At 48.7% G+C, this 23,748-nt stretch carries 15 protein-coding genes; 3 read left to right on the forward strand and 12 right to left on the reverse strand.

Translation table 11 applies throughout. From position 1 onward, the window contains the following. Positions 1 to 136 precede the first annotated feature (136 nt). The 5 genes from EC604_RS28510 to EC604_RS28530 all read right to left on the reverse strand — a co-directional run bounded on the left by EC604_RS28510 (position 137) and on the right by EC604_RS28530 (position 10,405). On the reverse strand, positions 137 to 829 hold the full coding sequence (locus EC604_RS28510; protein WP_123067339.1) for a beta-mannanase: 693 nt from the start codon (positions 827 to 829) through the stop codon (positions 137 to 139). Positions 830 to 850: 21 nt separating this feature from the next. Then, positions 851 to 2,134: a vWA domain-containing protein gene (locus tag EC604_RS28515; RefSeq protein ID WP_123067340.1), complete on the reverse strand. Its 1,284-nt coding sequence runs from the start codon at positions 2,132 to 2,134 to the stop codon at positions 851 to 853. A 221-nt stretch (positions 2,135 to 2,355) separates the two neighbouring features. Continuing rightward, a complete protein-coding gene (locus EC604_RS28520) occupies positions 2,356 to 4,920 on the reverse strand; it encodes a transcription initiation factor TFIID (RefSeq protein WP_240037290.1) in 2,565 nt (854 codons plus the stop codon). Positions 4,921 to 4,933: 13 nt separating this feature from the next. Then, the gene (locus EC604_RS28525) at positions 4,934 to 8,323 is read right to left on the reverse strand and encodes a tubulin-like doman-containing protein (RefSeq protein ID WP_123067341.1); all 3,390 of its coding nucleotides are present in this window, start codon (positions 8,321 to 8,323) and stop codon (positions 4,934 to 4,936) included. Between the two features lie 288 nt (positions 8,324 to 8,611). Next, on the reverse strand, positions 8,612 to 10,405 hold the full coding sequence (locus EC604_RS28530; protein WP_123067342.1) for a vWA domain-containing protein: 1,794 nt from the start codon (positions 10,403 to 10,405) through the stop codon (positions 8,612 to 8,614). A 263-nt stretch (positions 10,406 to 10,668) separates the two neighbouring features. On the opposite strand from EC604_RS28530, the gene EC604_RS29790 reads away from it, so the two are divergent. Both EC604_RS29790 and EC604_RS28535 read left to right on the forward strand, forming a co-directional pair. Further along, complete coding sequence (locus EC604_RS29790) at positions 10,669 to 10,818, forward strand: hypothetical protein (protein ID WP_161557082.1); 150 nt, start codon at positions 10,669 to 10,671, stop codon at positions 10,816 to 10,818. Next, positions 10,815 to 11,750: a hypothetical protein gene (locus EC604_RS28535; protein WP_151458135.1), complete on the forward strand. Its 936-nt coding sequence runs from the start codon at positions 10,815 to 10,817 to the stop codon at positions 11,748 to 11,750. Before EC604_RS29790 ends, EC604_RS28535 begins: the two co-directional genes overlap by 4 nt. Before the next feature lie 945 nt (positions 11,751 to 12,695). On the opposite strand, the gene EC604_RS28540 is transcribed toward EC604_RS28535, so the two are convergent. The 3 genes from EC604_RS28540 to EC604_RS28555 all read right to left on the reverse strand — a co-directional run bounded on the left by EC604_RS28540 (position 12,696) and on the right by EC604_RS28555 (position 17,017). Beyond that, entirely contained in the window at positions 12,696 to 14,285 is a 1,590-nt protein-coding gene (locus EC604_RS28540; protein WP_123067344.1) for a DEAD/DEAH box helicase, read from the reverse strand. An 875-nt stretch (positions 14,286 to 15,160) separates the two neighbouring features. Then, positions 15,161 to 15,307 (reverse strand): hypothetical protein, encoded by a 147-nt coding sequence (locus EC604_RS30075; RefSeq protein WP_161557083.1) that lies wholly within the window; start codon positions 15,305 to 15,307, stop codon positions 15,161 to 15,163. Positions 15,308 to 15,547: 240 nt separating this feature from the next. Continuing rightward, positions 15,548 to 17,017, reverse strand: coding sequence for a SulP family inorganic anion transporter (locus tag EC604_RS28555; RefSeq protein WP_123067347.1), 1,470 nt, complete (start codon positions 17,015 to 17,017; stop codon positions 15,548 to 15,550). Between the two features lie 578 nt (positions 17,018 to 17,595). Here EC604_RS28555 and EC604_RS28560 point away from each other — a divergent pair. Continuing rightward, complete coding sequence (locus tag EC604_RS28560; RefSeq protein WP_123067348.1) at positions 17,596 to 18,222, forward strand: hypothetical protein; 627 nt, start codon at positions 17,596 to 17,598, stop codon at positions 18,220 to 18,222. Positions 18,223 to 18,358: 136 nt separating this feature from the next. Here EC604_RS28560 and EC604_RS28565 read toward each other — a convergent pair whose 3' ends face one another. The 4 genes from EC604_RS28565 to EC604_RS28580 form a co-directional block, all read right to left on the reverse strand. Then, on the reverse strand, positions 18,359 to 20,029 hold the full coding sequence (locus tag EC604_RS28565) for an ABC1 kinase family protein (RefSeq protein WP_123067349.1): 1,671 nt from the start codon (positions 20,027 to 20,029) through the stop codon (positions 18,359 to 18,361). Beyond that, a complete protein-coding gene (locus EC604_RS28570) occupies positions 20,030 to 20,410 on the reverse strand; it encodes a phasin family protein (protein ID WP_123067350.1) in 381 nt (126 codons plus the stop codon). It lies immediately after the preceding gene. 73 nt (positions 20,411 to 20,483) lie between these two features. Beyond that, the gene (locus tag EC604_RS28575) at positions 20,484 to 21,122 is read right to left on the reverse strand and encodes a ThuA domain-containing protein (RefSeq protein WP_123067351.1); all 639 of its coding nucleotides are present in this window, start codon (positions 21,120 to 21,122) and stop codon (positions 20,484 to 20,486) included. Between the two features lie 623 nt (positions 21,123 to 21,745). Next, positions 21,746 to 23,488, reverse strand: coding sequence for a cobyrinate a,c-diamide synthase (locus EC604_RS28580; protein ID WP_240037291.1), 1,743 nt, complete (start codon positions 23,486 to 23,488; stop codon positions 21,746 to 21,748). Positions 23,489 to 23,748: the final 260 nt, after the last annotated feature.

The raw sequence follows: 23,748 nt of genomic DNA on the forward strand, positions 1-23,748 counted from the left end.
TTTGGACATACGATATCGTAGAACAACGGCCGTTCCTCCGGCTGCTGTCTCTTCAAAAACCGGCTAAAAAAACTCATAGACACTCCCCTCCCCGCTTAAGTGTAAATAAAAATTCAACTTCAGTCGTCAAATCTGTTTAATCTGATATCAGCCGATAAGCGGCTCCGTACTTGGGGCCGTCCGTGAAGAATAACCTGATATAGTCGTCTTTGGCGACTTCCACGGGCGGCATTTCATTTTTCCCCGGCGCAAAATCACTCACAAACGGATACACCGTTCCATCGTCCTTGTTCAGCGGAACGCCACCTTGTTTGCGAACATAACAAAGCGCTTCTTTAGGCACAGGTACCTCAGCAGTTACGGTGATCAACACTGTCTTGCGTTTCTGAAAAAAACCGTTCTTATAGCGAATGGCAAAGCGGATATCCGCCTTGCCTGCACTTGCAATGCCCTGATTATCTTCATCCTGCTGACGAACCAGTACAGGCCCATCCTCATGCATCTGGCATGCGTACACCGTATACTGGATCGCACCAAAGCCGGTAATTCGATCCACATACCCGTTATTCGCCTTGTACTCCTCTCGCGTATACAGCTTCAGCTTGCCCTGTGTCGATCCAACCGGATGGTCGCCATAATCAGCGGCGCTCCTGTGTTCTTCGCCCACACGATCAGCATTCATGAGATTAAACTCCAACCGTTCCACGTATACCGCCTCAAGCTGCTCCGGCCAGAGCCAGCGAAGTGTGCAACGACCTTCGTCTACTGCGAGCGTCAACTTTCGAATCCGGGGAGCCGAAGGATCTGCATCTGCATTCATAAACCGCATATTCCATTGACCTCCCCGATGTTAAAATCCTTTGCTGCGTGTATCTCTTGGCCGCCTACCGAATCCTTCCGCAGAAGAAGTTCCACGGCCAGCATCCCGGCGTCCTCTGCTTTTACGTGGTGTGTTCTCTTTGATCGGAACAATCCAGGAGAAAAGGGTTAGTACACCTGACAGAATCAGCATTGCTCCCAATCGAACGAAAGCATCACCCACATTTGAACCATCTAGCCCCCACTCCAGTAACAGTCCGGCTAGTAAGCCTGATACTGCACCGCCTACACCAAAACTGAGCGCAAGATGACGGTTATCAAACACAAGTCCCAGCGATACACCAAGCGCCACACCAATCAACAGCAAAGCCACGACACGGAAAATGGCCAGATACATGCTGTGTTCCATCGCTCCTGTACGCTCCGTTACGAGAGTACGTTCATCAATCGTATCGTAAATCTGCTGGAACGCGACATTTAGCCCACCTGCATCAGGTACATCATAGTACATCCCGCCGGTTTGCTGAGCAATGCTCTTGAGCAAATCGGTACCGGAAGGGTCTACCAGGCTCAAACCAACGGTATGGATGGCCACCTGTTCCTGTACATACTGTGGCAAGATGCCAGAAATATCAGCATCACTGAATCCGTCAGATAACAGAATAACGACTGTGCCCCGTTTCGGATCTTGTTTGCCTTCGATCAGTTTCATGCCTTCCTGGAGCACTGCATCAAAATTCGTACCCCCGGACGTCGTGACAATGCTGTCGATTTTGCTATTCACTTCACTTTTCGCTGCCTCACTGTCTACGGCAATAAACGGTTGCAACAATTGCGGCTGATCGTCAAACGTAATGACAGCCACCTGTTTGTCGCTCTCCATCTGACCGATCAGTGTCTTGGCTGCTTCAAACCGCCCGTTATTGGGGTCAGTCTCGTTCATGCTGCCCGAATTATCGATCATCAATATGATGTCTTTAACCTGTTTCGCTCCGCCCGGATTGATCTGGTACAGCAATTGCAATCCCATCCCTACAACCAGTAGCAGTGCTAGCGTTGCAGGCACAAGCAACTTCCAGGACAAGCTGAGATACCTGAGCTTCCACGAAGCACCGTTCAGTCTTGGTGAGATCATCTCTGCCAGCAGGCAGAACAGTCCAACACTAAACGCTAACACACCAAAGTATACCCCCATCAACAGCAGGCGCGGCATCTCGCCAAGCCACTGATGCAGCATGATTTCTCCTGCCGCAAAACCGACTGCTCCGCCAATCAGGCTGAACAGCACCAGGAGAAGATTGATTTTTCGCTGCATGTCTACATGCATCCTTTCTCAGCACCCGCCAAAACGGGCTGACTTAGTACCCTGTGCCTTTGTACTTCTGTATTTTGATCACTGCAAACCATTCGCACGAAATATAGAAAGGCACTTCGGCTTAATCGAAGCAAGTTGAACTTCGAGATGGTTTACCTCCATACTCCCTTAACAGAATGCCCCTTCTAAACGTGCGTTGTTCTTTATGATCTTTCAGTCCGCTACCGAAGCGGAGACAGTTTCTCTTCCAGATCTGCTGGATGAAGTTCATAGCCGTTTTCGGTATAGGAATCGTAATACACCTTGCCATTACGGTACACCATAAGATCCTCCAGATGAAATCCACCCATCAAGTTGAGCTTCTCCACTCCGCTGCTGCGTTCCTCATAAACTACACCCAGCTTGTAGATGCGTGAAGTTTCCTCGGCATGTGCCGCGTAGTCCATAAAGGCACTGTGATGGTCGCCAAAAAAGTACTTCTCTTCATACCGGTGCTCTTGCGTATAGTCGAACACCCTTATTCGTACAACTGCCTGCTCTTCCAATGTGCGATACAGCCTGCGGAATAGATCATCCCGGGTCAACACATCCCGATCCCTGTACGTAATCGTCACATTAGCTCGTTGCAGTAGTTCCTCTTCAAACGACAAGCGCAGCGGTTCCGCGGAGAGCAACAAGTCACGGCAAACTTCCATTAAGCGTGAAAGCAAACGGTCACTGCCTTCCGTGGCAAGCTCATTCATGTCTCCCATGTAGCGATCTTCAAACCATACTTCCCGCCCCCGCCTTGCCTCCAGATCGGTGACCAGTTCTTCCGTTACTCTGCCGTAATACTCCATAACGTTCTGACCAATATATTCATCGGCATTAGCGATGCTCTCTTCCGCTACTTCACGCAATGTACGCTCCAGCGCTTCAAGTGAGGTTGTAACCTGACGGCTGTAGCGATGAAGTTCTTCCATTTCCGTATCATATATTCGAAGCAAATGCAGTTCATTTTCCAACCGTAGCAGGTCTACCTTGGGTTCGTATACGCGTTCCACTAAACAATCGATTAGATTGCGCACGTTCTGCTTGTCACGGAAGAGCGCACGTTTGATCGGTTGATCCTCTACCCGCTCTTGCTGACGCTGTTCCAGCAGTGCCCGTGCGGATTCGAGCTGCATCGCTTTGTCGCGGATCAGCGCGAGCAGGGCTTCACGAACACTCCCCGGCTCCCCGTCGCTCCAGGCAGCCCACTGAAAGTAACCTACTTCAGGATACTCCGTATGAGACTGCTCGGCCTGACGGCGAAGCGCCCCCGCAGAACTGCGATCGCGCACACGCTCCTGTACTGGACGAACAACATTTTCACGAAAGTAGGCCTCCGCTCCTTCTCCATACAGCGCTCGTTCTGCTTCTCTTAAAGAGAGCGGCTTGAGTTCAGCAAAGCTGCGATTATGCGTCATAATGCCGCTCATGCCACTAACGAGGTCTTCGCTTGGCAACAGACCCTCCACTTTACGTTCCACGGAAGAGGCATTCAGTCCAAAAAAATCCATTTTGTCCTTTATACTCCAGTCGGGTTCTTGCTGTATCCGGCTTAGCAGATAACGGTACAGATGGTACAACACGGTCAGCGCAATCGGTTTGTTCGGCCGCCTGATCTCGGCAAAACCTGCACTGGCATACCCATGCTGATCCGAGGTGGTACGGATATTATTTTTGAACGACGTATTATTGTAGGTATTCGCGCCCGTTCTGGCGATCGCAGCCCGCTCTTCATCGTTTTCCTCCTGCTTGCGGTTCTTCAGCAGACAGATGCGACAGATGATCTCGGCATTTTCGATCCAGCCACCAGGTACACCGGTGCCACGTTCGTTTTTGTCCGAAAGTACGTAGACCAGATCAAACAAAGGCGCTGCGGGATGGTTGACGGGAATAGAAATTCCGTCCTCCGTCACCAGCAACTTGCCGCTGAACTTGTAATCCAACGATTGCATGTAATCCAGCTCTCGCAGAAAAGCAAGTCCTGCAGCGCTGGCATATCCAAAGGAATCGACCCGCTCCATCTCGCTAAAGAGCACATGCAGATCCGTTTGTACCGACTTGAAAGACTGTGCCAAGATGGTCTCGGCCAGCTTCGTAATCTCCGGCAACAGTACATTCAGCGGATCATCTGCCCGGGTAATGACCGTTACGTAAATTCGATCAAAGGACGAATACAGCCGTCCATAATCAGCAATACGATTGCTTACCCGCCGCATCATTCGATTTAATCCAAAAAGCGCCGCTGCCGACTCGTGAAAGCTACGATGCACATCCTTGCGCAGCGTTTTGGAAGAACGCCGCTGTGACTGCAAGGTGGAGAATGGTAAACGGTGGTATGTGACCTGAACGTCTTCATGTGATGACGCGGCCCCATAACCTGACCCTGCTTTCTCCTGATTGTGAAACGAATTTGTTGCATTCACAGCATCTACTGGATTCAATGCGTTTGAAGCACTCGATGCATTTGCCGCATCGGCTTCATTCGATGCATCATCTGTCCCAAGGTGCACGTATACTACACCTTCTTCGTTATCCCACTTCAACTGGTTAATATCATGCACAGCAGACACCGCAGGTTTCACCAGATCACCAACAAAAAGGAACAGCGCCGGGTAATGGATGCTGCTGCGTCCATCCCCTTGGCTTCCTTGGTGTTCCTGTTCTACGGCGTAACGGGCAGCATACTTGTGAAGCTCACGCTTTAGTGTGTGTTGCATCCCGTTTTCTTTTTGCTGCATATTCATTGGTACATTCATACCATCAGCCACCTTATTTCAGCCTTCTGCGAATATCGTTCAGCTTCGACGACATCGTTCTGTAGAACTGGTAGATGTCTTCTCCGTTCGCGAGTTCTACCCGTTCATACTCCAAACGATCACGTGACTCCATAAACAGTGCCGCCAGATCATCCAGCTTGCTCAGGAGCGGTGTAATATCCTCGGAAGCGGTCAGGTCGTTGTCACGACGCGAGGATTTGCGCAATAATGTACTGCGATCCTTCTCGGACAGGCCGCGGAAGTTGCCAAACACTTCATACTCAGCAAAATTACGGCTCTTCATCAGGTTGGCAAACGGCTCCCAAGCGTCCTCTTCCGGATCACGGTCGTAGACATAGAGCGCACCCTTTTTAACAATCGTATCGGTATAGAGTGCTTCGATGAAGCGGTCATACCACTGCTCTTCGTCTTGATACTGTGCGAGAATGCCTTCCAGTTCAGCCACTTTCGCAGTGATCGCATTCATCTTCGCCAGTTCTTCACGTACTCGCGCGATGAGCTGCGGAGAGCGTACAAGGTTCTCTTTCGCCATATCCTCATTAATACTTCCGAAAATATCCTTCGTATCCACACGCGGCAAACCTTCAGATTGCAGACGTTTCAGTTCAATGACCGCACGTTTCACTTCCCCGAGATTCGGTGCGTTCGACGTCAGACGCATGTCATATGCACTCAGTTTGGCGGACAGATCGAACGGTTCCGTTGTAACAATCGCATAGCGGTTGCTTGTATTTTCATCCACGGATTTGGCAGTAACAATGTTATAACCGAGCGCCTGTTCAAATTCATTGCGAACCCTTGCGTTGTACTGCTTCACGCGGGCGTTCTCGTACACATCTCCCCAGGATTTTTCCGGGATTGGAGATGGCAGATACGTCCAGTTGTTTTTCTCCGTCTGCACCAGGTGGCGTCCAATACCCTCTTTGTCCAAAATCGTGCGTTCGTAGCTCTCTTCATAAACCTTGAGCGGTGTGTATACAAAGAGCGGTACCCCATTGCGCGTATTCAGCCAGAAGATCCGGTTTCGTACTTCACTCTCTTTAACGGTAAAGTGCGATTTGCCCACAGCATTGTTCTGGTAGTTGCGAATCCCTTTCAGGATACCCGGAGCCTGTGCTGGCACGGATACAAATCCCCAGGAAGGAAAGTGTAGACTGCCTGTGCTGTTGCTCAGATTAAATACCGGAACGGCCTCGTCATCCAGCTTGCCTGCGATAAAACGTTCCACGAATTTCTCAACGGACTCGTCTTTCCCATATTTGATCACCAGGAAATCCTCCATGGAGCGGGTAATGAGATCACCGAATTTTTCACTTAGGAAATCAGAGATGGAGCTGACAATATCAATCTCATTTTCCTTCACCCACTGGCTGGAATTCTCCAGCAGCTCACGCGAGAAGTCGCGGATGAGATCGTCCGTGTCGCGTTTGTCCAGCAACCCGTCCACCACGCTCACGATATCCGGTACACTTACCACGTTCCAATAATACGTTTTGTTGCCTTTGTGATCGGTTTGCTCTTCGCCGCGTGTCAGCAGATCGCCGTTCTTGGCAAAGATAGAGCTGAGTGCATTCAGCGTCTCGGAAAATACGTTATAAATGCGGCTGTTCTCTTGATTCAGCAGTTCATACAAATCTTCATAGAACTCAATCATCTGGTCGTTGCGTTCCACATCAGCGTGCAACCAGTATTCATGAATCTTCGCTTCTATATATGCATTCTTTTTCTTCTCTTTGGAGACAAAAGCGCTCTTTGCATCGCCAAGCTTCTCTTCGGATTGCTCCTGAGCCGCTTCAATATCACGTGGAATGCGGAATGCATTTTCGCGCAGCGTTTCGATGTACGACTGAATCATTTTCAGTACACAGAATCCTTTTTCGGTATAAATCAAACGAGAGACATAGAACGGCCCCTGTTCAGGATGCAAAAACATACGCCGGATCTGCTCGGTAAACTGACCCGCAATCTCACCCGGAAGCTGTTTCTTCGCCTTGATATATTCCTCACGGGCACGTGCCAGGAAGTTCTGTTCCAGCTCCGTATCCATGTTGACCACCTGAGATTTCACCACGTTGCTATAGGACAGGCGTTCGCTGTTCTGGTAACCCGGCAGTGGTTCAGGTACGCGGGATTCGAAGGATTTAACTACACTTTCGAGATCAATACCCAGCTTGCGTGCAAACTTCTCGGTATCCTCCTGATTCGGTGCTTTGGAGAACATGGTGCTCATTTTGTCGAACATCCGGTATGCCAGATATGTTGTCATCTCTTCAATCGGCAGTACAGCCGAAGAAGCACCGATGATGTTGTAGTCATAGTTGGCCGGGTACACTTTGTTCATCTGTGCGATGTTGGTGCGAATGTTACTGATGTAGTCATGGATCGCAAATTCCTCACCAGACTGCTTCTCTTCACTGGAGATAAAGTTGGTGATATTCTCTGCCGTAACGTTCATGCAGTAGTCGTAGGCATTCTCAAGCAATTTGCCTTCCGTATTCGTCGCCGAAATCAGATGACACAGGTTGAATGGCGGCAGCGGTGAGTTCACGGCCAAAATGTTGCCGTACTTCTGTGTAAACCGCTCACCGCGGCTGTCCACGTTCATCCAGTAATCCAGCTCTTTGAGCGCGGCATACCCGTTCTTGCGAATATATTCGCGCGTATGCTCGCTCAGGCTTTTATTGGACAGGTTCACGTCTGGCGTAAACAGGTAACCGAGCGTATTGACGCGGTCAATTCCGGCAGAGCCGTGATCCCGCTCAATGATGCCACGCACGATATAGGAAATATCGAGGAAGCAGCCGCTGCCTGTACCACCGGACAATCCGGTGAGCAGAAATACCATCAGTTTTTTGTTCGTGCCTACGGATAACGTTTTGATCTTTTTATCGATGGCCTGTACCACTTGATTGATCTTCGTAAACAGAAGCAAACGTCCGGCCTGACGCACCCCTGCGGCTCCGTTCATACCGTCCGTGATGCTCAGTTCCGGAGACAGCCAGTCTGTAATATACGGCTCCAGCACGCTGCGGTTCTGCAAAAGGCCGCCAATCTCGGCATTCGAAAGCAGTACAAATTCGTTGATCGGATCAAGGCCGATGCCTCTGTACTTCTTCGCGCGATCCTGTTCGTTCGTCTCAAACGCCAGAAATTCAACGTTGTCCGGCTTCTCCATCTTTTTCTTGGACACCGGGTCTTGCGGCAGCTTGAAGCGGCGATTAATCTGGTATTTCAGACGCAGCAGCGCGTCAATCCCCGTTCCGCCCAAACCGATAATCAGAATCGGGTTATCAATCGTATCGACCCTGATTTTCTCACTGACGATACCCCCGCCCAGTGATACATCCAGTTGCTGAATATGTTCTCTAACAATCGGTTTCATTCAATATCCTCCCTTAGTAAACCAGTTGGGCCACAACTCATTACACTTGCCACTCCGATGACAGAGTAACCTTCGATCGCTGTTATCCTCAGATTTTCTTGATTCCCTTTCTAAAGGGAAAAATCTGAGGATAAAGGCGAACGCTCCGCTTCTTCAGGTTTTCTCTGTCCTCTCCGTTAACGTGTAAACAATTAGCCCAACTTATATTGGTATTCCTTTAAATCAAATCATGCATTTAAAACAAATAATCAATTTAAACAATTTAAACCTATACACCGAACAATCACGTTACACCAAATACTCAATCAAAATCGTTTTATCCGCCTGTTGCAGCGGGATGCTCAGTCGATCACCGTTCTTCAGTTCAACGCCTGAGCTTGCATCCACCGCACGGCCGGATTTCTCCATCGTACCTCCTGCGGTATTGCGGATGATCAATCGGTCCCCATTGCCAGGGGTAAATGTATATTTTTCCGTTTCCTTCAGTTCAGGGTCAAGCTGCAGCAATTGATGCAGGTGGAACTTGCCTCGGAAGGATGCCAGCTTTTTGTATTGCGGATAGGACTTGTCACCGGTGTTCTCATCGCGGATCTCTACGATAATCTGACCGACAAAGCCGCGGTTTTTGCGTTTTAGCCAGCCCATCAGGAACCAGCCGCACGCCGCCACCACAATGAGGGCAATCGCACCCAGTATGACAGGCAACCAAGGGAACGGCTTGTCATTCGCAGCAGCTGGCGTTGTCGGTTGTGCCTGATTTCCGCCTGTGCCCCCTGCGTTGATGACGATTGGTGCACTTTCACGGTAGAAGCTGTCTTCCTCTGCACGGATGACCAGCTCATAGTTGTGATTGTCCGGCAATTCAAAGGTTCCGGCAAAACCGGAGCCCGTGTTCTTGAGCGGTTGCTCTTCGCTCTTGCCTGTGTCCTTGTCATTCACGATCAATGTGGCCTTCATGTCCGCATACAGGTCATTATCCTGTAACGGCTGGCCGCCATTTTCCAGTCTCGCTGACAGGTCGATCTTGTCGCCTTTCGTATAGGACTTGGTCTTAATTGGGTCCGCAACGAGTTGAAGATCGTAGTTAAACAGCAAGTTGATATCAATGCTGTCTTTTGGAGCGCCTTTTACCCGAAGCTTCCAGTCGCCCTCCTGAGGTTTCAGCAGCTTCACAAGCGAATAACTTTTGGAGGTAGATAGCTTGGCCTCATTCGAGTTCAGGTTTACGTTCTTGCCAGAAGGATCGGTTAACTGTACCTGTACCGGCTTCGAGGACATGATGGAAATATTGGCTTCCAGCACGCTGTCATTCGGCACATTCACGGTAACTTCCTGATAACTGCCGTTTCCGGTTACAGAAGGCAGCTTCACAACATTAAGCTTGGCATGATCGGCAAAAATTTCACTTAAAATCTGCGGCAGATCATCCGGTGTATCGGTAATAAACGACTTGCCTTTTGTTTGTTTGGCAAGGTCTGCAAGTGCATTTTTGTTCAGCTTGCCATCGGCATTCAGTCCGATCGTGTAGACTGGAATGCCTTTCGCTTGCGCGTCCTTGACGGCTTTCGCCAGATCCGCGTCCGACTCGGCCTGGGTGCGTCCTTTGCTTTTGTTAAAATCGTTATTGCCATCCGCCAGCAGTACAATCATGGGCGAGTGCGACGGGTCTGCGCCATGGTTCAATATGTTCATGGCTTCCCCGACACCTACGGATATATCGGTGTACGGGCCTCTGCCAAGCTGGTCGATAAAGTCTTTCAGATTGCTTTTATCTGCGGCAGACTGAATTTCAAGCATTGCCTTTTCTCGCTCCACCTGATCGGTGTAAGCCACGATACCTACTTTATCGCCGACGGTAGGCAGCATATCTATAAACATTTTCATCGCTTCGTTACTGATCTTGTCGCGATCACTTGTATTCATTGAGTTGCTGACATCGGCTACAAGCACCGCGTCAATTCCACTCGTCTGTGCCTGAGCCGCTTCCGCTTGAGGAAGCATTGCCGAAGGCAATAACAAGGTTAGTAATGCGAGCAGAACCAGAGTTCCGCTGAGCCAGCGTATTTTGCGTGTCCGCAGCATGGGATGTACTCCTTCACGTTTGAGATTAAAATGCGAATAGTTTATTATAGGCGTCAAGCCTTAAGGAAATCTTAACAGTCTTCTAATAAAATCTGAAAAGCACCCCTATTCTGAGTTACAATTTTGTAATGTCTGACAAAAATCGACGATTTTAGGGCTTTTGTTGGAAGTGAAATTCCAACTATGGAAATATGATATAGCTATTGCCAACAAACCGCAATATAACAGCGCTTGATCTTCAAGCCTTAGAAAGGGACGGAATTATGGTTACATACGTATGCCTCGCCATATTGTTTCTTTTTGTTATTGTCAAGGTGATCACGTTTCAGGTTCGAAGGCGCAAACCCGTCTCCCGCGAAGACACCGATCGCACGTTATACAACATTCTGAATGGTGGGCGTGATGGAGCATGAGTAGTACGAAAAAAGTAGTATCCATCCGGCCTTTCTATCGAACGACATATGCCTATCAAAAGTTGCATATCTGCAAGCGCTGCGGGCAATATACCTGCCTCTGGGAAGATCAGTGCACTTCCTGCGGACGCAGCACACTTGTCACTGTCGAGGAGAAAGCAAGTTCCCGAGTAAAGCGCAGGATGGTCCGTGATGCTTTCTTTGTTCTCTTGATCGGCGCCGCAGCTACTTATTTCGGTGAAACGCTGGACCAGTCTATGATCGCTGCTACAGTGACGCTGTTACTGCTCGGAGGCCTGATTTTCATGCAGCAGCGCTCATTCCAGATTGAACAGCGACGCGAGATGAGACAGTTGCTGCGACTGGATGAAGAGATCATTCGCCAAGGGATCAATCGAAACTGGGCGCTTGTTGCCGAAGCGCGAAAAGAAGACGAGGCACTCGCCTATGAGATGTTGCGCGAGATCGGCTCTCTGATCTATAACGACCGAATTCGGCTGCAACAGATCGCGTTACTGCAATCCTTCGTGTTACGGAGCGATATGGACCTGCAACTTAAACCGCTATTGCTCCAGAACTTCGAGCGACTGCTCGCCGAGTATATTGGCGAAATTGCGAGGCTGAAGCCGGAATTGATCCGTGAAGACGCGATTCGGTATATCGCCACATACGAGGTTCATATTTTACAATTGCATAATGGCATCCAGATTCTGACCGCCGTGGCGGCCGCTGCCGTGCGTAAGAGCAAATATATTGAGCTGTTTCCCAGCCTGATCACCCGCTATGCGCGCTTCATGTCCAAAGATCGGTTCATGCGTCTCTATCATACGATCGAACGTTATCCAACCAAGGCACGCGGTGGACTCGCGGAGTCCGTCGGACGAGTGTACAACGAGAAGTACCGGGATCAGTACGCTGATGTTCGTGGGTGACTGTCTGTGCAACAAGCCAGTCTATATCGTAAGCGGTGAGCGAACAACCCGCGCGTTTGCATGGACACCAGCGCACGGCTGGAACCAGTTGCGTTGCTTGTCTATGTGAAAGTGGGCGCACCGCGTGTAATAACCTGTTACCCGTAAGTGAAATAATGCAAATCAGCTCCCTAACTATAGACGAACGGTACACCGAGCTTCCCTGCATTCTTGATGACTTAGCAGCAAGATATCGTGCCATCTTTTAATCATATAAGTTTTAAACTAAAAACACCCCGTCCTTAGGTCTAGGATGAGGTGTTTTGTCGTTATGGTTCATATTATGCAGATCTAACGATCACAGGTGAACTTATTTACCCCATATCAGCACGCTATGAATTCTAACGATCTCCAGGGGGCTTATTTCGCTGAAATTGCCTTCATTCCACCTCCATTTGTGACTTTTTCGTCAAATAGCATCTCTCCTGAGCGTTAGAATTTTTTACTCTTCAAAAAAGCCCAAATATGGTTTCTCGTGATCGTTAGCGCTCGGGGAATGGAATAAAACGGTAGTTTGGTGAGGTTAAAAGCTGACTAATCTGTAATGTGATAGAAGGCGAGTGTCGCGGCAGTTGAAGATAATCATATGGTAACATTGAGGTAATAAATGGACTAACTTGCAGCCATATCACAACAAAACTAGCAGTAGTGGAGCCATCATAGCGTGTTGACTGTATAACGAGTGAAGGCTGGAATGCGGTTCACATCGTGTGAATAAGTGCATGTGCATTCTGATTGTAAAAAAGGGCCGCGACGTGCTTCCGTCGCGACCCTTGGTTCGAGCGTTCGGTACGATGACGTACCCGAACGCTCTTGATATGAGCCATGCGGCACCCGCTGCTGCGGTGGCATGGCCATGATGCTTCTAACGCAATATGCGGCTGCATCGCCGCTTGCGCCAGTGCGTTACCGCCCGCGACGAGAATCGCGGCGGTCGCCCCTGCTCGGACCGCGTCCTGCGGAGTCCGAGCGGCCCGAACCAGTGCCGCCGCGCCCAGCGGTGCGCTTGTCGGCGCTGCGGCCAGCCCAGCCGCTGCTGCTGCGCTCTTCGCCGCGGCCTATTCCACCGCGGCCGCCTTGGCTTGTGCCGCGGCTACTACTGCTGCGGCCTTGGCTTGCTGCACCGCGACTGCTGTCGCTGCTACGCGCCGAACCGCGACTCGCGCTGCGTTCATCGCCGCTACGGCCGCCACTGCGTCCACCGCTACGGCCACCTTCGCCTCCGCGTGATCCACGACCGCCACGTCCGCCATCTCGGCGGTCGTTACGACCTGCACCGCGACGGGCACTGCCTGTCCCGGCAGTACGACCGCCGCGCTCATCATTGCCCTCGCTATTAATAACGCGGCGAGAAGCTCCCGTAGAAGCAACCGGGCCTTCGCTTGTCCATTGAATGCGATTCAGCTTCTGATTCGTACCTTCCTCGATCCGAGCAAGTTCCGGTCTGTCGTGCTGGGTCGCAAACGTCACGGCAAGACCCGTTCCACCTGCCCGGCCTGTACGACCGATACGGTGAATATAGCTTTCCGCATCATGAGGCATATCGTAGTTGAATACGTGGGTAACCCCTTCAACGTCCAAACCGCGTGCGGCGACATCGGTAGCCACAAGGATTTGCAGCTTCGCATCACGGAATGCCTTCATGACATTCTCTCGCTTGGATTGGGACAAATCCCCGTGAAGCTCGTCGCTTTCGTATCCCGCTTCGCGCAGATCTTCGTTCAGCTTCGAAGCACGGCGCTTCGTGCGGCAGAAAATAATCGCCAAATACGGGCGATACGTATCAATCATACCCCGAAGTGCATCAAACTTGCCGCGATCTGTACATTCCAGCACCTGCTGGCGAATCTGATGAATCGGGATCACGGACTTGGAGGAAACCTTAACGTCCTCCGGGTCTTTCATGTAGTTCTTCGCCAGAACACGGATGCCCTTAGGCATCGTAGCCGAGAACAGCATCGTTTGACGTCTATGCGGCAATTCTTTCAAAATCGTTTCTACATCGTCCAAGAAGCCCATGTGTAACATCTGATCCGCTTCATCCAGCACCAGTTTTTTTACGTTATCGAGCTTCAAGGTGCCACGGCGCAGGTGATCCAGAAGGCGACCTGGTGTTCCTACAACGATCTGCGTTCCGTTTTGCAGCTTGCGCAGCTGCTTTTCTACATCCTGTCCACCATATACAGCAAGCACATGCAGCTTGTCATCATTTGCCGTAAGTTTCTTGGCTTCTTCCGTAATCTGCAATGCCAGCTCACGCGTAGGCGCGATAATCAGTGCCTGCGGAGAGCGGTCGGATACGTTAATTTTCTGAATAATCGGTAGCAAAAAAGCCAGCGTTTTCCCTGTGCCCGTCTGCGCCTCGGCGATGATATCACGTCCACCCAGCAGTACGGGAATGGAACGCTCCTGTACTGGAGTCGGCACGGCGATGCCCTGATGTTTCAGCACCTCGCACCATTCCGGGCGAATGCCCAGTTGTTCAAAGTTTGCCAATCGTTACACCTCTGTATATTCATTTAGATAAATTCATTTCATAGAAGACCTCAGCTACCTGGAAATGCATAGGCATCCCCGTCTGAACTTGATTGAGTCTATGTCATTGTCTGAGTCGGCATACAAGCCTGCTATTGGCGTCCGTGTGCCCGAGTTCTGCATCTGAACCTGCTTATTTACTCCAATCACATCTGTAGCTGCAGCACACATCCTGTAAGTCCACACTAGTTTTCCTGAATTCAACTCTGATTATGAAATGAATTTTTAAAAAGCAATCATTCCGTTGCTCTTCTTCTCCATACCCTGTAGTTTACACGTTCATCCAGCAAAACAAAAGCGAAACCATACCACCATGCCAACTTGTAGCATAAATGTATCTTAAAATGCGAACGTTTTTGTTCATATAGTCTACGAGGTGCATATAGGCGGGACATAGGAAGAACAGGAACTTGAGGGTATGTTTTTCCCACGTCAAGCCACATCAACCCACGAAAGATTCTAACGATCACCACAGACCTTATTTGCTCCAAATAGGCCTTGTCCAGATTCTAACGGTCACCAGGAACCTTATTTCATCAAATATCGCTGAAATTGACCTCAAAAGAAGCAAAATCAGTGAAATAGCGTCTCTGGTGATCGTTAGAAATGAGAATGACCTAAATCTGCTTAAATAAGCTCTCTCCTGATCGTTAGCGCTCACAGCTACAAAAAAAGCGGCTCCCCCGGCAAAACCGCAAGGAGACCGCTGCATATCAATACTGTCTAGCGTTATCTATAGTTTATAGCCTATTACCTTTAGCCTTTTCAAGGCTTACCGCTACATAACTACTGTTCCAAGCTCCACCTGTTACCTGTTACCTGTTACCTGTTACCTGTTACCTGTTACCTGTTACCTGTTTCTGCGCAACGATCACCCAGCGATATTCCTGGTAGGCTTGGCCGCATGGCTGAGCATCTTGATGCGCCAAACTCATTACACCGCGCGTTACACCGCGCGCAAGAAGATGTAAGCGGTGCGACAAGCTAACGACCGATATCGTTGCTGTTAGAGCTTCCATCTCGCTCTATTGTCATCTCCAGCTCGTTCGCATCGCAGTCCGCTATTTCTAGCTTACTTGCCACCTGTTGATGTTGTAACGTTCAGATACCAATACCATTTTGGAACAAGTTACTTAAACGTTACGCTTTACTTGAACTTTACACTTCGCTTTAACTTTACGCCTCACCCGAGCCTTACATGAGCTTTACACTTCACTTCAGCTTTATGCTCCGTGTCCGCCCGTACCGGTACTCGCACCTGAAACCTTAAATCCGCTATGCTCCAGCAATCGGGTGCTTTCCTCGTTTAATCCACGCAGATGCACGGTTTTGCCAAGCTTCGCGTATTTGAATTTTACTTTGCCAATCGCCACAACAGCCGTGTTGTCCCAGATATGCGAGCCGCCAAAGTCAATGGTGATGTCCTGCGGATCGGTTTCCGCATCGAATTCATCCACGAAATGGGACGAGGAACCGAAGAAGAATGGCCCGTGTACACGATACACTTTCTGTCCTTGCTCTTCGCTAGACTGTACGCGAATTTTGGTCTGTTTCCAGCCGAAGTGCAACACACTGAGCACGACGCCAACCATTACACCAAGCGACAGGTCATGTGTGTAAACAACGATGGCTACCGTCACCACCATAACGATCGCTTCAGCGCGTGGGACGCGGGCTATATTTTTCACAGAACTCCAGTCAAACGTACCAATACACACCATAAACATCACGCCAACCAGCGCTCCCATCGGTACCTGCTTCACCACACCGCTCAGAAGCAATAATAAAATCGCCAGGAACGCACCTGCCGTAAATGTCGACAGCCTGCCGCGTCCACCCGATTTCACATTAATGACGGACTGTCCGATCATCGCACAGCCACCCATCCCGCCAAACAACCCGTTCACAAAGTTTGCAATCCCCTGACCACGCACCTCGCGGTTTTTGCTGCTTTTGGTTTCAGTCATTTCATCCACAATGGTCGCGGTCAAAAGGGACTCCAGCAAACCGACAAGTGCCATCGTAAACGAATACGGCAACAGGATCATTAGTGTATCCCATGTCCACGCAATATTCGGCAGATGGAACATCGGCAATGTGCTTGTCAGATTGCCCATCTGACCTACCGTTTTGACATCGAGGTGAAAGACCACCGTAATAATAGTCATGATTATGATTGCAACCAGCGGAGCCGGAGCACCTTTGAAAAAACGCGGTAAAATATAGATAATAGCCAGCGTCCCCGCCACCATCGCATACATGATCCAGTTCGCTCCCGTAAAGTGGGTGAGCTGCGCCATAAAGATCAGGATCGCTAGTGCATTCACAAATCCGGTCAACACCGAATGAGGCACAAACGTAATGAATCGTCCTACTTTAAATAGGCCTAAAATAAACTGAATGATGCCCGTCAGAATGGTCGCCGCAAAAAGATACTCCACGCCATAGTCCTTGACGAGCCCCACCATCAATACGGCCATAGCTCCTGTTGCTGCCGAGATCATGCCCGGTCTGCCGCCCGCAATCGAAATGACGATCGCAATCGTAATCGACGCGTATAACCCCACCATCGGATCTACACCTGCAATGATGGAGAACGCGATCGCTTCCGGAATCAGCGCCAGTGCTACGGTAATTCCTGCGAGCACATCTCCGCGGATATTGCCAAACCACTGTTGTTTTAACGTATTCATATGTTGTTGCTTTGCCTCCTAGATTTGTCCCTCAAATTAACAATTAAATGAAGATTGACGGATGCCATTCACGCAGATGTAATCAACCAATAACTATCGAAAAATTGACATATTATCTTTGCTCATTAAGACATTTTACACTCACTCATTCTCCTAGACAATCAAAAATAACATAACCAAAAATTCCAAAAACAAACTTCTTTCTAAAACTAATACCCTAATTATTTATTGAACTCCTAAGGAGAATAAGGTAATATTTAGGATAAATAAAAGTATAAGGAAGCGGAGTTTTAGTATATTTTTTCAGAAAAAGTTTATTGATTCAAATAAAAACTCAAGACAAGGAACAGTTGACTATGTTCCTGCAAATGGTTATTCGGCTATAAAAGTTGAGCCAGCACCTAACTATAATAATAATTCATTTATTCAGAATAAAGCTTATCAAAACTACTTGCAGGGCAAGAAGTATACCGATGAAGATTGGACAAGATAATAATTTCTGATTTTACCATAACAGATCTGCATAAATTAGCAGATCTGTTATTCTTATTAAGAATACTAAAAACGGAGGTATGACTTTGAATTCACGCTTAATTAACTCGATAATTGGCTTCTGTATTGTATTCTTATTGGTCGGCTGCACTGCAAATACGGAAGGGACAGAAGACAAACCTAAATCCGATCATATCATTTATTCTCAAGAGTATACGAAGGAACTCAAAGCCATAGAAAAAAACATGCTTGAGAATCCTGAAGTATTCCGTGAAACTTCAAATGAAAATTACAAAATTTCTGCAACTGTTAATTTAAGTGTTCAAGATGGGGTTGAAAGAATGGTATATGAAATTTTCGTTAAAGACCCTAAGATTAAATTTGAAGATCTTAAAATGAGTTTTAACTTGAATCCAGATATGTTACAAAGGATTAATACGAGTAATATTTTTGAAAGTAATGTTTTGAATGATGCCCCCCTCACAATCTCTACTGATAGTGAAACTACTGGAGCTAGTCTATTTAGAGCTTTTTTACTTGATAAATCAAAATTGGATAAAGAAACTCTTAATCTGTATAAAGATATGTTTGTGAAAATATCCTATGTAATTGATGAGAAAGTCCATCAAGATTTTTTCAAACTTCAAGCAACTCCTTCGGAAGAGATACAAACCTATTTAAAAGAAGCATCTTCAGAAGATCAAAACAAATAATCGATTATAAAGCACATTACGATAAACAGACTATACTCATAAAAATAAGTCCACTTAATGAATCTGAACAAAGTGGAAATTATAAAAAATCCGACATTTCATTTTTAAGAATGATTGTCGGATTTTTATGTTTTTTCTAAAACCTGCCTGATTTAAAAATCGAGTACAGTAAGAACGCCACCATGAGGATCGCCACGAGAAAACCAATCTCAATCACCGGAATATCCCACAGCATCGTGGATTGGTGACTAATCGAAGAACCGATAATAAGTCCAACCATGATGATACAGAAGGCGAGCAGCACAATGCTGAACGATAAACGATTGCTGATCTGATCCAGCCTGCGCATGAGTGACTCTAATTCGGGTACGCTGATCTCCAGTCGCAGCTTGCCTTTGCTGATGATGGAGGACAACTGCCGCAGCTGCCCTGGCAAACCAATGACACTTTCGGCCATATCTGCCGCACTGCGAAACAGCCGATTTTTGATCCGACCCGCGCTAAAACGTTCCTTGAGCAGCTTCCGCCCGAACGGCTCCGCCATATCCACAATGCTTAAAGTAGGATCTAGATGTTCAATGACCCCCTCCATCGTCAGCAAGGATTTGCCCATCAGCAGTATATCTGCGGGCATGACAACCCTGTGTTTCTGGGCAATGCCAAACAGATCGTTGAGCGCCTGTCCTACACTGATTTTGGAAAAAGGAATATCGTAATATTTCGTTCGAAGTTTGTCCAAATCCACATGAAGCGCACGTGCATCCATGTCATCCGGCATCATGCCGAGCTTCTCAATAGCACGGATCATACTATCCGTATCCTTACGCATCAGCCCGATAATAAGCGAGGCAAGTTGCTGCTTCATCTCATCACTCAGACTGCCCACCATGCCGAAGTCAATGAAAGCCAGTCGCCCGTCCTTCAGCACCATCAGATTGCCCGGATGCGGATCGGCATGGAAGAAACCATGCATAAAAATCTGATTGAGCAGCGCATCCACTAGCCGCTCGGCAATATTGTTCAGATCATGACCACGCTTCACCAGTTCATCCCGATTGTTTAGCTTAATACCTTCGATATACTCCATGGTCAACACACGTGATGAGGTTTGATCCCAGTAGATTACCGGAATCTTCACTTTGCTGTCCTGCTGATATTGCTGTGCAATCTTTTCTGTATTACGGCCTTCCACCGTATAGTCCAGTTCTGCCATCAGAGCCTGAGCATACTCTTCCACCATCTGCGGAATCTGGTATTGTTTCACCCAATCCCAACGTTTCTCTGCCATCGCAGTCAGTTCACGCAGAATGTCCAGATCACGCTGCACAATCCGTGATATGCCTGGGCGCTGGATTTTGACCGCTACGGCTTCTCCGCTCTGAAGTTTGCCCAGATGCACCTGACCAATACTGGCTGCGGCCACCGGGGTATCCTCGAACCGGGAAAAGATCTCTTCCAGCGGTGTATCCAATTCCTGTTCCAAAATACCCCTTGCCGTCTCTGACGAGAACGGCGGAACCTGATCCTGCAATTTGACGAGTTCCCGAATAACCGATTCAGGTAACAGATCTGCCCTTGTGCTTGCAAGTTGCCCCAGCTTCACAAAAGCTGGCCCCAGCTCCTGCAACACCAGCCTGATCCGTTCGCTTAACGTCTTGGTGGGTTGCGCTTCACGCGACATCCACCGTCTGGGCAGAGCGAGGAGCTGGAATAACCCCAGCTCCTCGACCATATAACCGAAGCCATGACGCACCAGCGCCATGGCAATTTCCCGGTATCTGCCGACATGTTTGATCCGCACAGCCATCTATTCGATCTCGTTTCCTTTGAGAGGAGGTGAGTCTTCACTTGGAGCCGGGGATTCATCAAGTTGAAGCTGAGGTGTCTGATGCATCTCGGCCAGCTTTTTTTCCAAAACCGCAACACGCTGTTCCAGACTTGTCACATCACTTTCAGAAGCCACACCAGCTTCCTGAAGCACACGTTTGACCTGCTCCTGAATGACACGTTTCAGCTGGCCCTGCTCTTCTTCACCACGTTCCAACAATCGTTCTACAAACGCTTTGGATTCTCCAGGCGCAAGCTTCCCGCGCTCCACAAGATCATCCACCGTTTTCTCAATCTTTTCTTTGCTGACTACCGTGAGACCAAGCCCTAACGAGAACGCCTTCTTGAACAAATCGCTCATCTTATTCATCCTCCTCTTCGGTTGTCTATATATTACACCTGTTAAACCTCGACATGCAAAAAGGAGAGCTTCCTTACACGTACCGTGCTGCCCATTTGCCTGCTTGCAAAACTAATCGACGATATGTTTCATTCGCAAAGGATGGAACAGAATGCCCAGGCATCAGGTAAACCATTCGCCCGAGTCCATACTTATGTGCCCAAGCTGCCGGTTTCGGCCCCTCTTTAGACTGATATTGCAGCAAAATTTTAGTCTCGGTAAATGAACCGAACTCGAATTCATAAGGTTCTTCTTCCATCGTAAAACCGGAAATGCCCTCCGTCACGGGATGGCTCTCTTCCGTCACCGTGAACTCCAGCGGCGCATACGGCGGGTGATGAAGAAATTTGGCGCCAATCATCTGTTTGATCTCATTTCGATTCTGAAGCGAGATGCCATTATGTAAGATGACCAGTCCGCCCCCGTTACTTACATAAGACAACAGACCTGCTGTCTGCTGCGGGGAGACTTTGCCTCTCCAATCGTCCATGTATGAGATACACACATCAAATCCCGAAATATTTTCATGAAGCAGCATGTTGCGATTTTCACTGCACTGAACCGTAATCGTATCTTGAAAAATCCGGCTAATCTCCGCATCTACCCCTTGTAGCGGATGCCAGTCCGGATGTGTATAATCTCCAATTAAAAGTGCCTTTTTGCGATGATCCATTATAATCATCTCCTATCTTCTAATCTTGTTCGTTTAGATTCGTCTGCACACTCCATATCCTATAAATTAACCACGCTTTATCAAATCGACTACCGTGATGCGTCTTCATCTCTTCTCCTGAAAGCATTACATGAATCTACTTCAAATGCCTCCGTTATTCCGTGGTTTGTTTATCGGCAAGTGTATCTCTTCGATTTAGGTTTCGAATAAGACGTTTACCTCTCACAATACTTCCTAGTATAGCCGTATAACGGTTTGGCATATCCATATCATGCCTATCCAGCTTGGGCTCACCGTCTCCCTTGTCACAACACACTCCATCCCTAACACATTCCACATGATTCACTAAAAACCTTTAATTGTACAGTCCAAGACCCAACTTCACGACCAAAGTCTCAGGAGGTTCAAAACGAATTCAAGCCCTTCCGCTTATTGCCGAAATAGGGAGAGCAGGCTGGTTCCACCAAACGAAAAATCAGCCTCATCGTACTTCGTTTTCTAACCTCTGTCCATCCATTTTGGGCTCTGTGCATCCATATTTAACATTACTTCCGTGCCGCATATGGATGCGTTATGCACGTTTGATCTGAGGACGATCATTGCACACGGATGCCGCGCTCGAACTAAGCTTGGTGCTCGCGATACAGTCGACAATGTTCCACCCATCTCTGTGCGGCTTGCGGGTCAGAACCAAGGTGCACATGTGTGTATCCAGCCACGATATTGCCCAAAGCATATCCCTCCTGCTTCGAACCCCTTAACCCCTTCGTCTCATAAGCATATGGGATAAGTTGCTCGTCGCGGTACGTCATCGTTGAATAATGGAATTCATGCCCCCGCAGCACTTCACCCTGTTTTAGCAAAAAGGAATCCTGAACCGCACTCGCCTCCCGGTATCCCAGTGCAGCTCGTTTCTTCTGCATCTGTACCTGCGCAGGAATAATGCCTGCCATGGTATACGTCCGCCCTTCACGATCCGTCAGCGTTTCGGCCAGTACCATATAGCCGCCGCACTCCGCAAACAGCGGCATCTGAGAACGGGCTGCTTCACGGAGCCCTTCCAGAAAACGCTCGTTTCCGGCAATCACCGCTGCGAACTCCTCAGGAAAACCACCGCCCAGATAAATGCTGTCCGCCTCTGCCGGAATGCCTTCACCAGCGAGTGGACTGAAATACTTTAGCCTTGCCCCCGCTGCTTCCAGCAGTTCCAGGTTATCGGGATAATAGAAGTTAAATGCTGCATCACGTGCGACGGCAATAACAGGCTGGTACGTATCCGGCTTGCTGTGGATGTGGAGAGTTTTAAGCTGGGACACACGCTCTGCGTCGTTCACGCTGGTTGTATGGGTAATGTGACTGATATCGGCAGCGTTAGCTGCAAGGCTGTCTTTGTTGGTGTCCCTAGTTTGATCAGAAATAGCATCTTGGATGATGTTGTGAGGATTCACCGTTTGGATTGCTATGGAGCTTGCTGCAACATCATCGCTCCCTTCCAAGTATTGGAGAGGGGGAGCACTTGCGGCCAGTTCCAACAGAAGATTCAGATCCGTGCCTTCCAGCAGCACATCGGCCGCCCGCTGGAATAAAGGCTCCAGTTCTCCGCGCTCGATTGCGGGAACGAGTCCGAGATGCCTTTCCGGGATGGACATGTCTTCATCCCGCTTTAGCCAACCAACGACCGGGATACCGCACATTTGCTCAATGGCTTTTTTTACAATCGTATAATGCCCCGCACTTCCGCACCGATTAACAATAACACCAGCAATATTTAAATCAGGTTCAAGTTGCTGAAAACCCAGTACAATCGCCGCTGCACTCCGTGCCATACTGCGTACATCCACAACCAAAATCACAGGTGTCTGCGTAATCATCGCGATCTCTGCGGTAGAGCCGATGTTGCTGAGCGGATCTTTGCCATCGTAGAGGCCCATCACACCTTCAATAATGGAGATATCATGTCCCGCGGAAGCACGCTGAAATGTCTGCTTCACATATGCAGGCGAAGTCATCCATGCGTCCAGATTGCGTGAAGCTCGACCTGTCACTGCCGTATGATACGTTGGATCAATATAATCCGGGCCGCACTTGAACCCCTGCACACTCATTCCACGCTGAGCAAGTGCCTTCATTAGACCGAGCGTTACAGTCGTTTTGCCAGCCCCACTCCCCGTACCTGCGATGATCAGCCGAGGTGCACTTTGGTTATTGGGCGTCACTGTTATGGGTTCGTTATTGAACGTAGTCGGTTCGATTTTGTTATTGGACGTCATTGGTGCGGCTCCGTTATTAGACTCAGTTGGTAAAACTTCATTCGTTGGTAAGGCTTCATTATTGGATACGGTGGTCTTTACATTTTTTGAGTTCATCGTTCATCCCGCCTTTGCTTTACATATAACAAATAGACCATCCCATATCGATTCCAACGGCCTGGGACGGTCTATGAGGTGATAACAGCTACTTTTTGTGTGTGAACGCATCAAGGCGAAAATGTAGCTTTAGTCCACTTGGATGGATTGCGTGATCTTGGCAGACGTGATTCTGATTCTACAACTGATGAAACCCAGAGCAACTCAAAGTATCCAAGTACCGACTCCTCCTTTGATGCTCCACCTCTAACGATCACCAG

This window comes from Paenibacillus amylolyticus (genome assembly GCF_003719335.1).
Classification (GTDB): Bacteria; Bacillota; Bacilli; order Paenibacillales; family Paenibacillaceae; genus Paenibacillus; species Paenibacillus amylolyticus_D.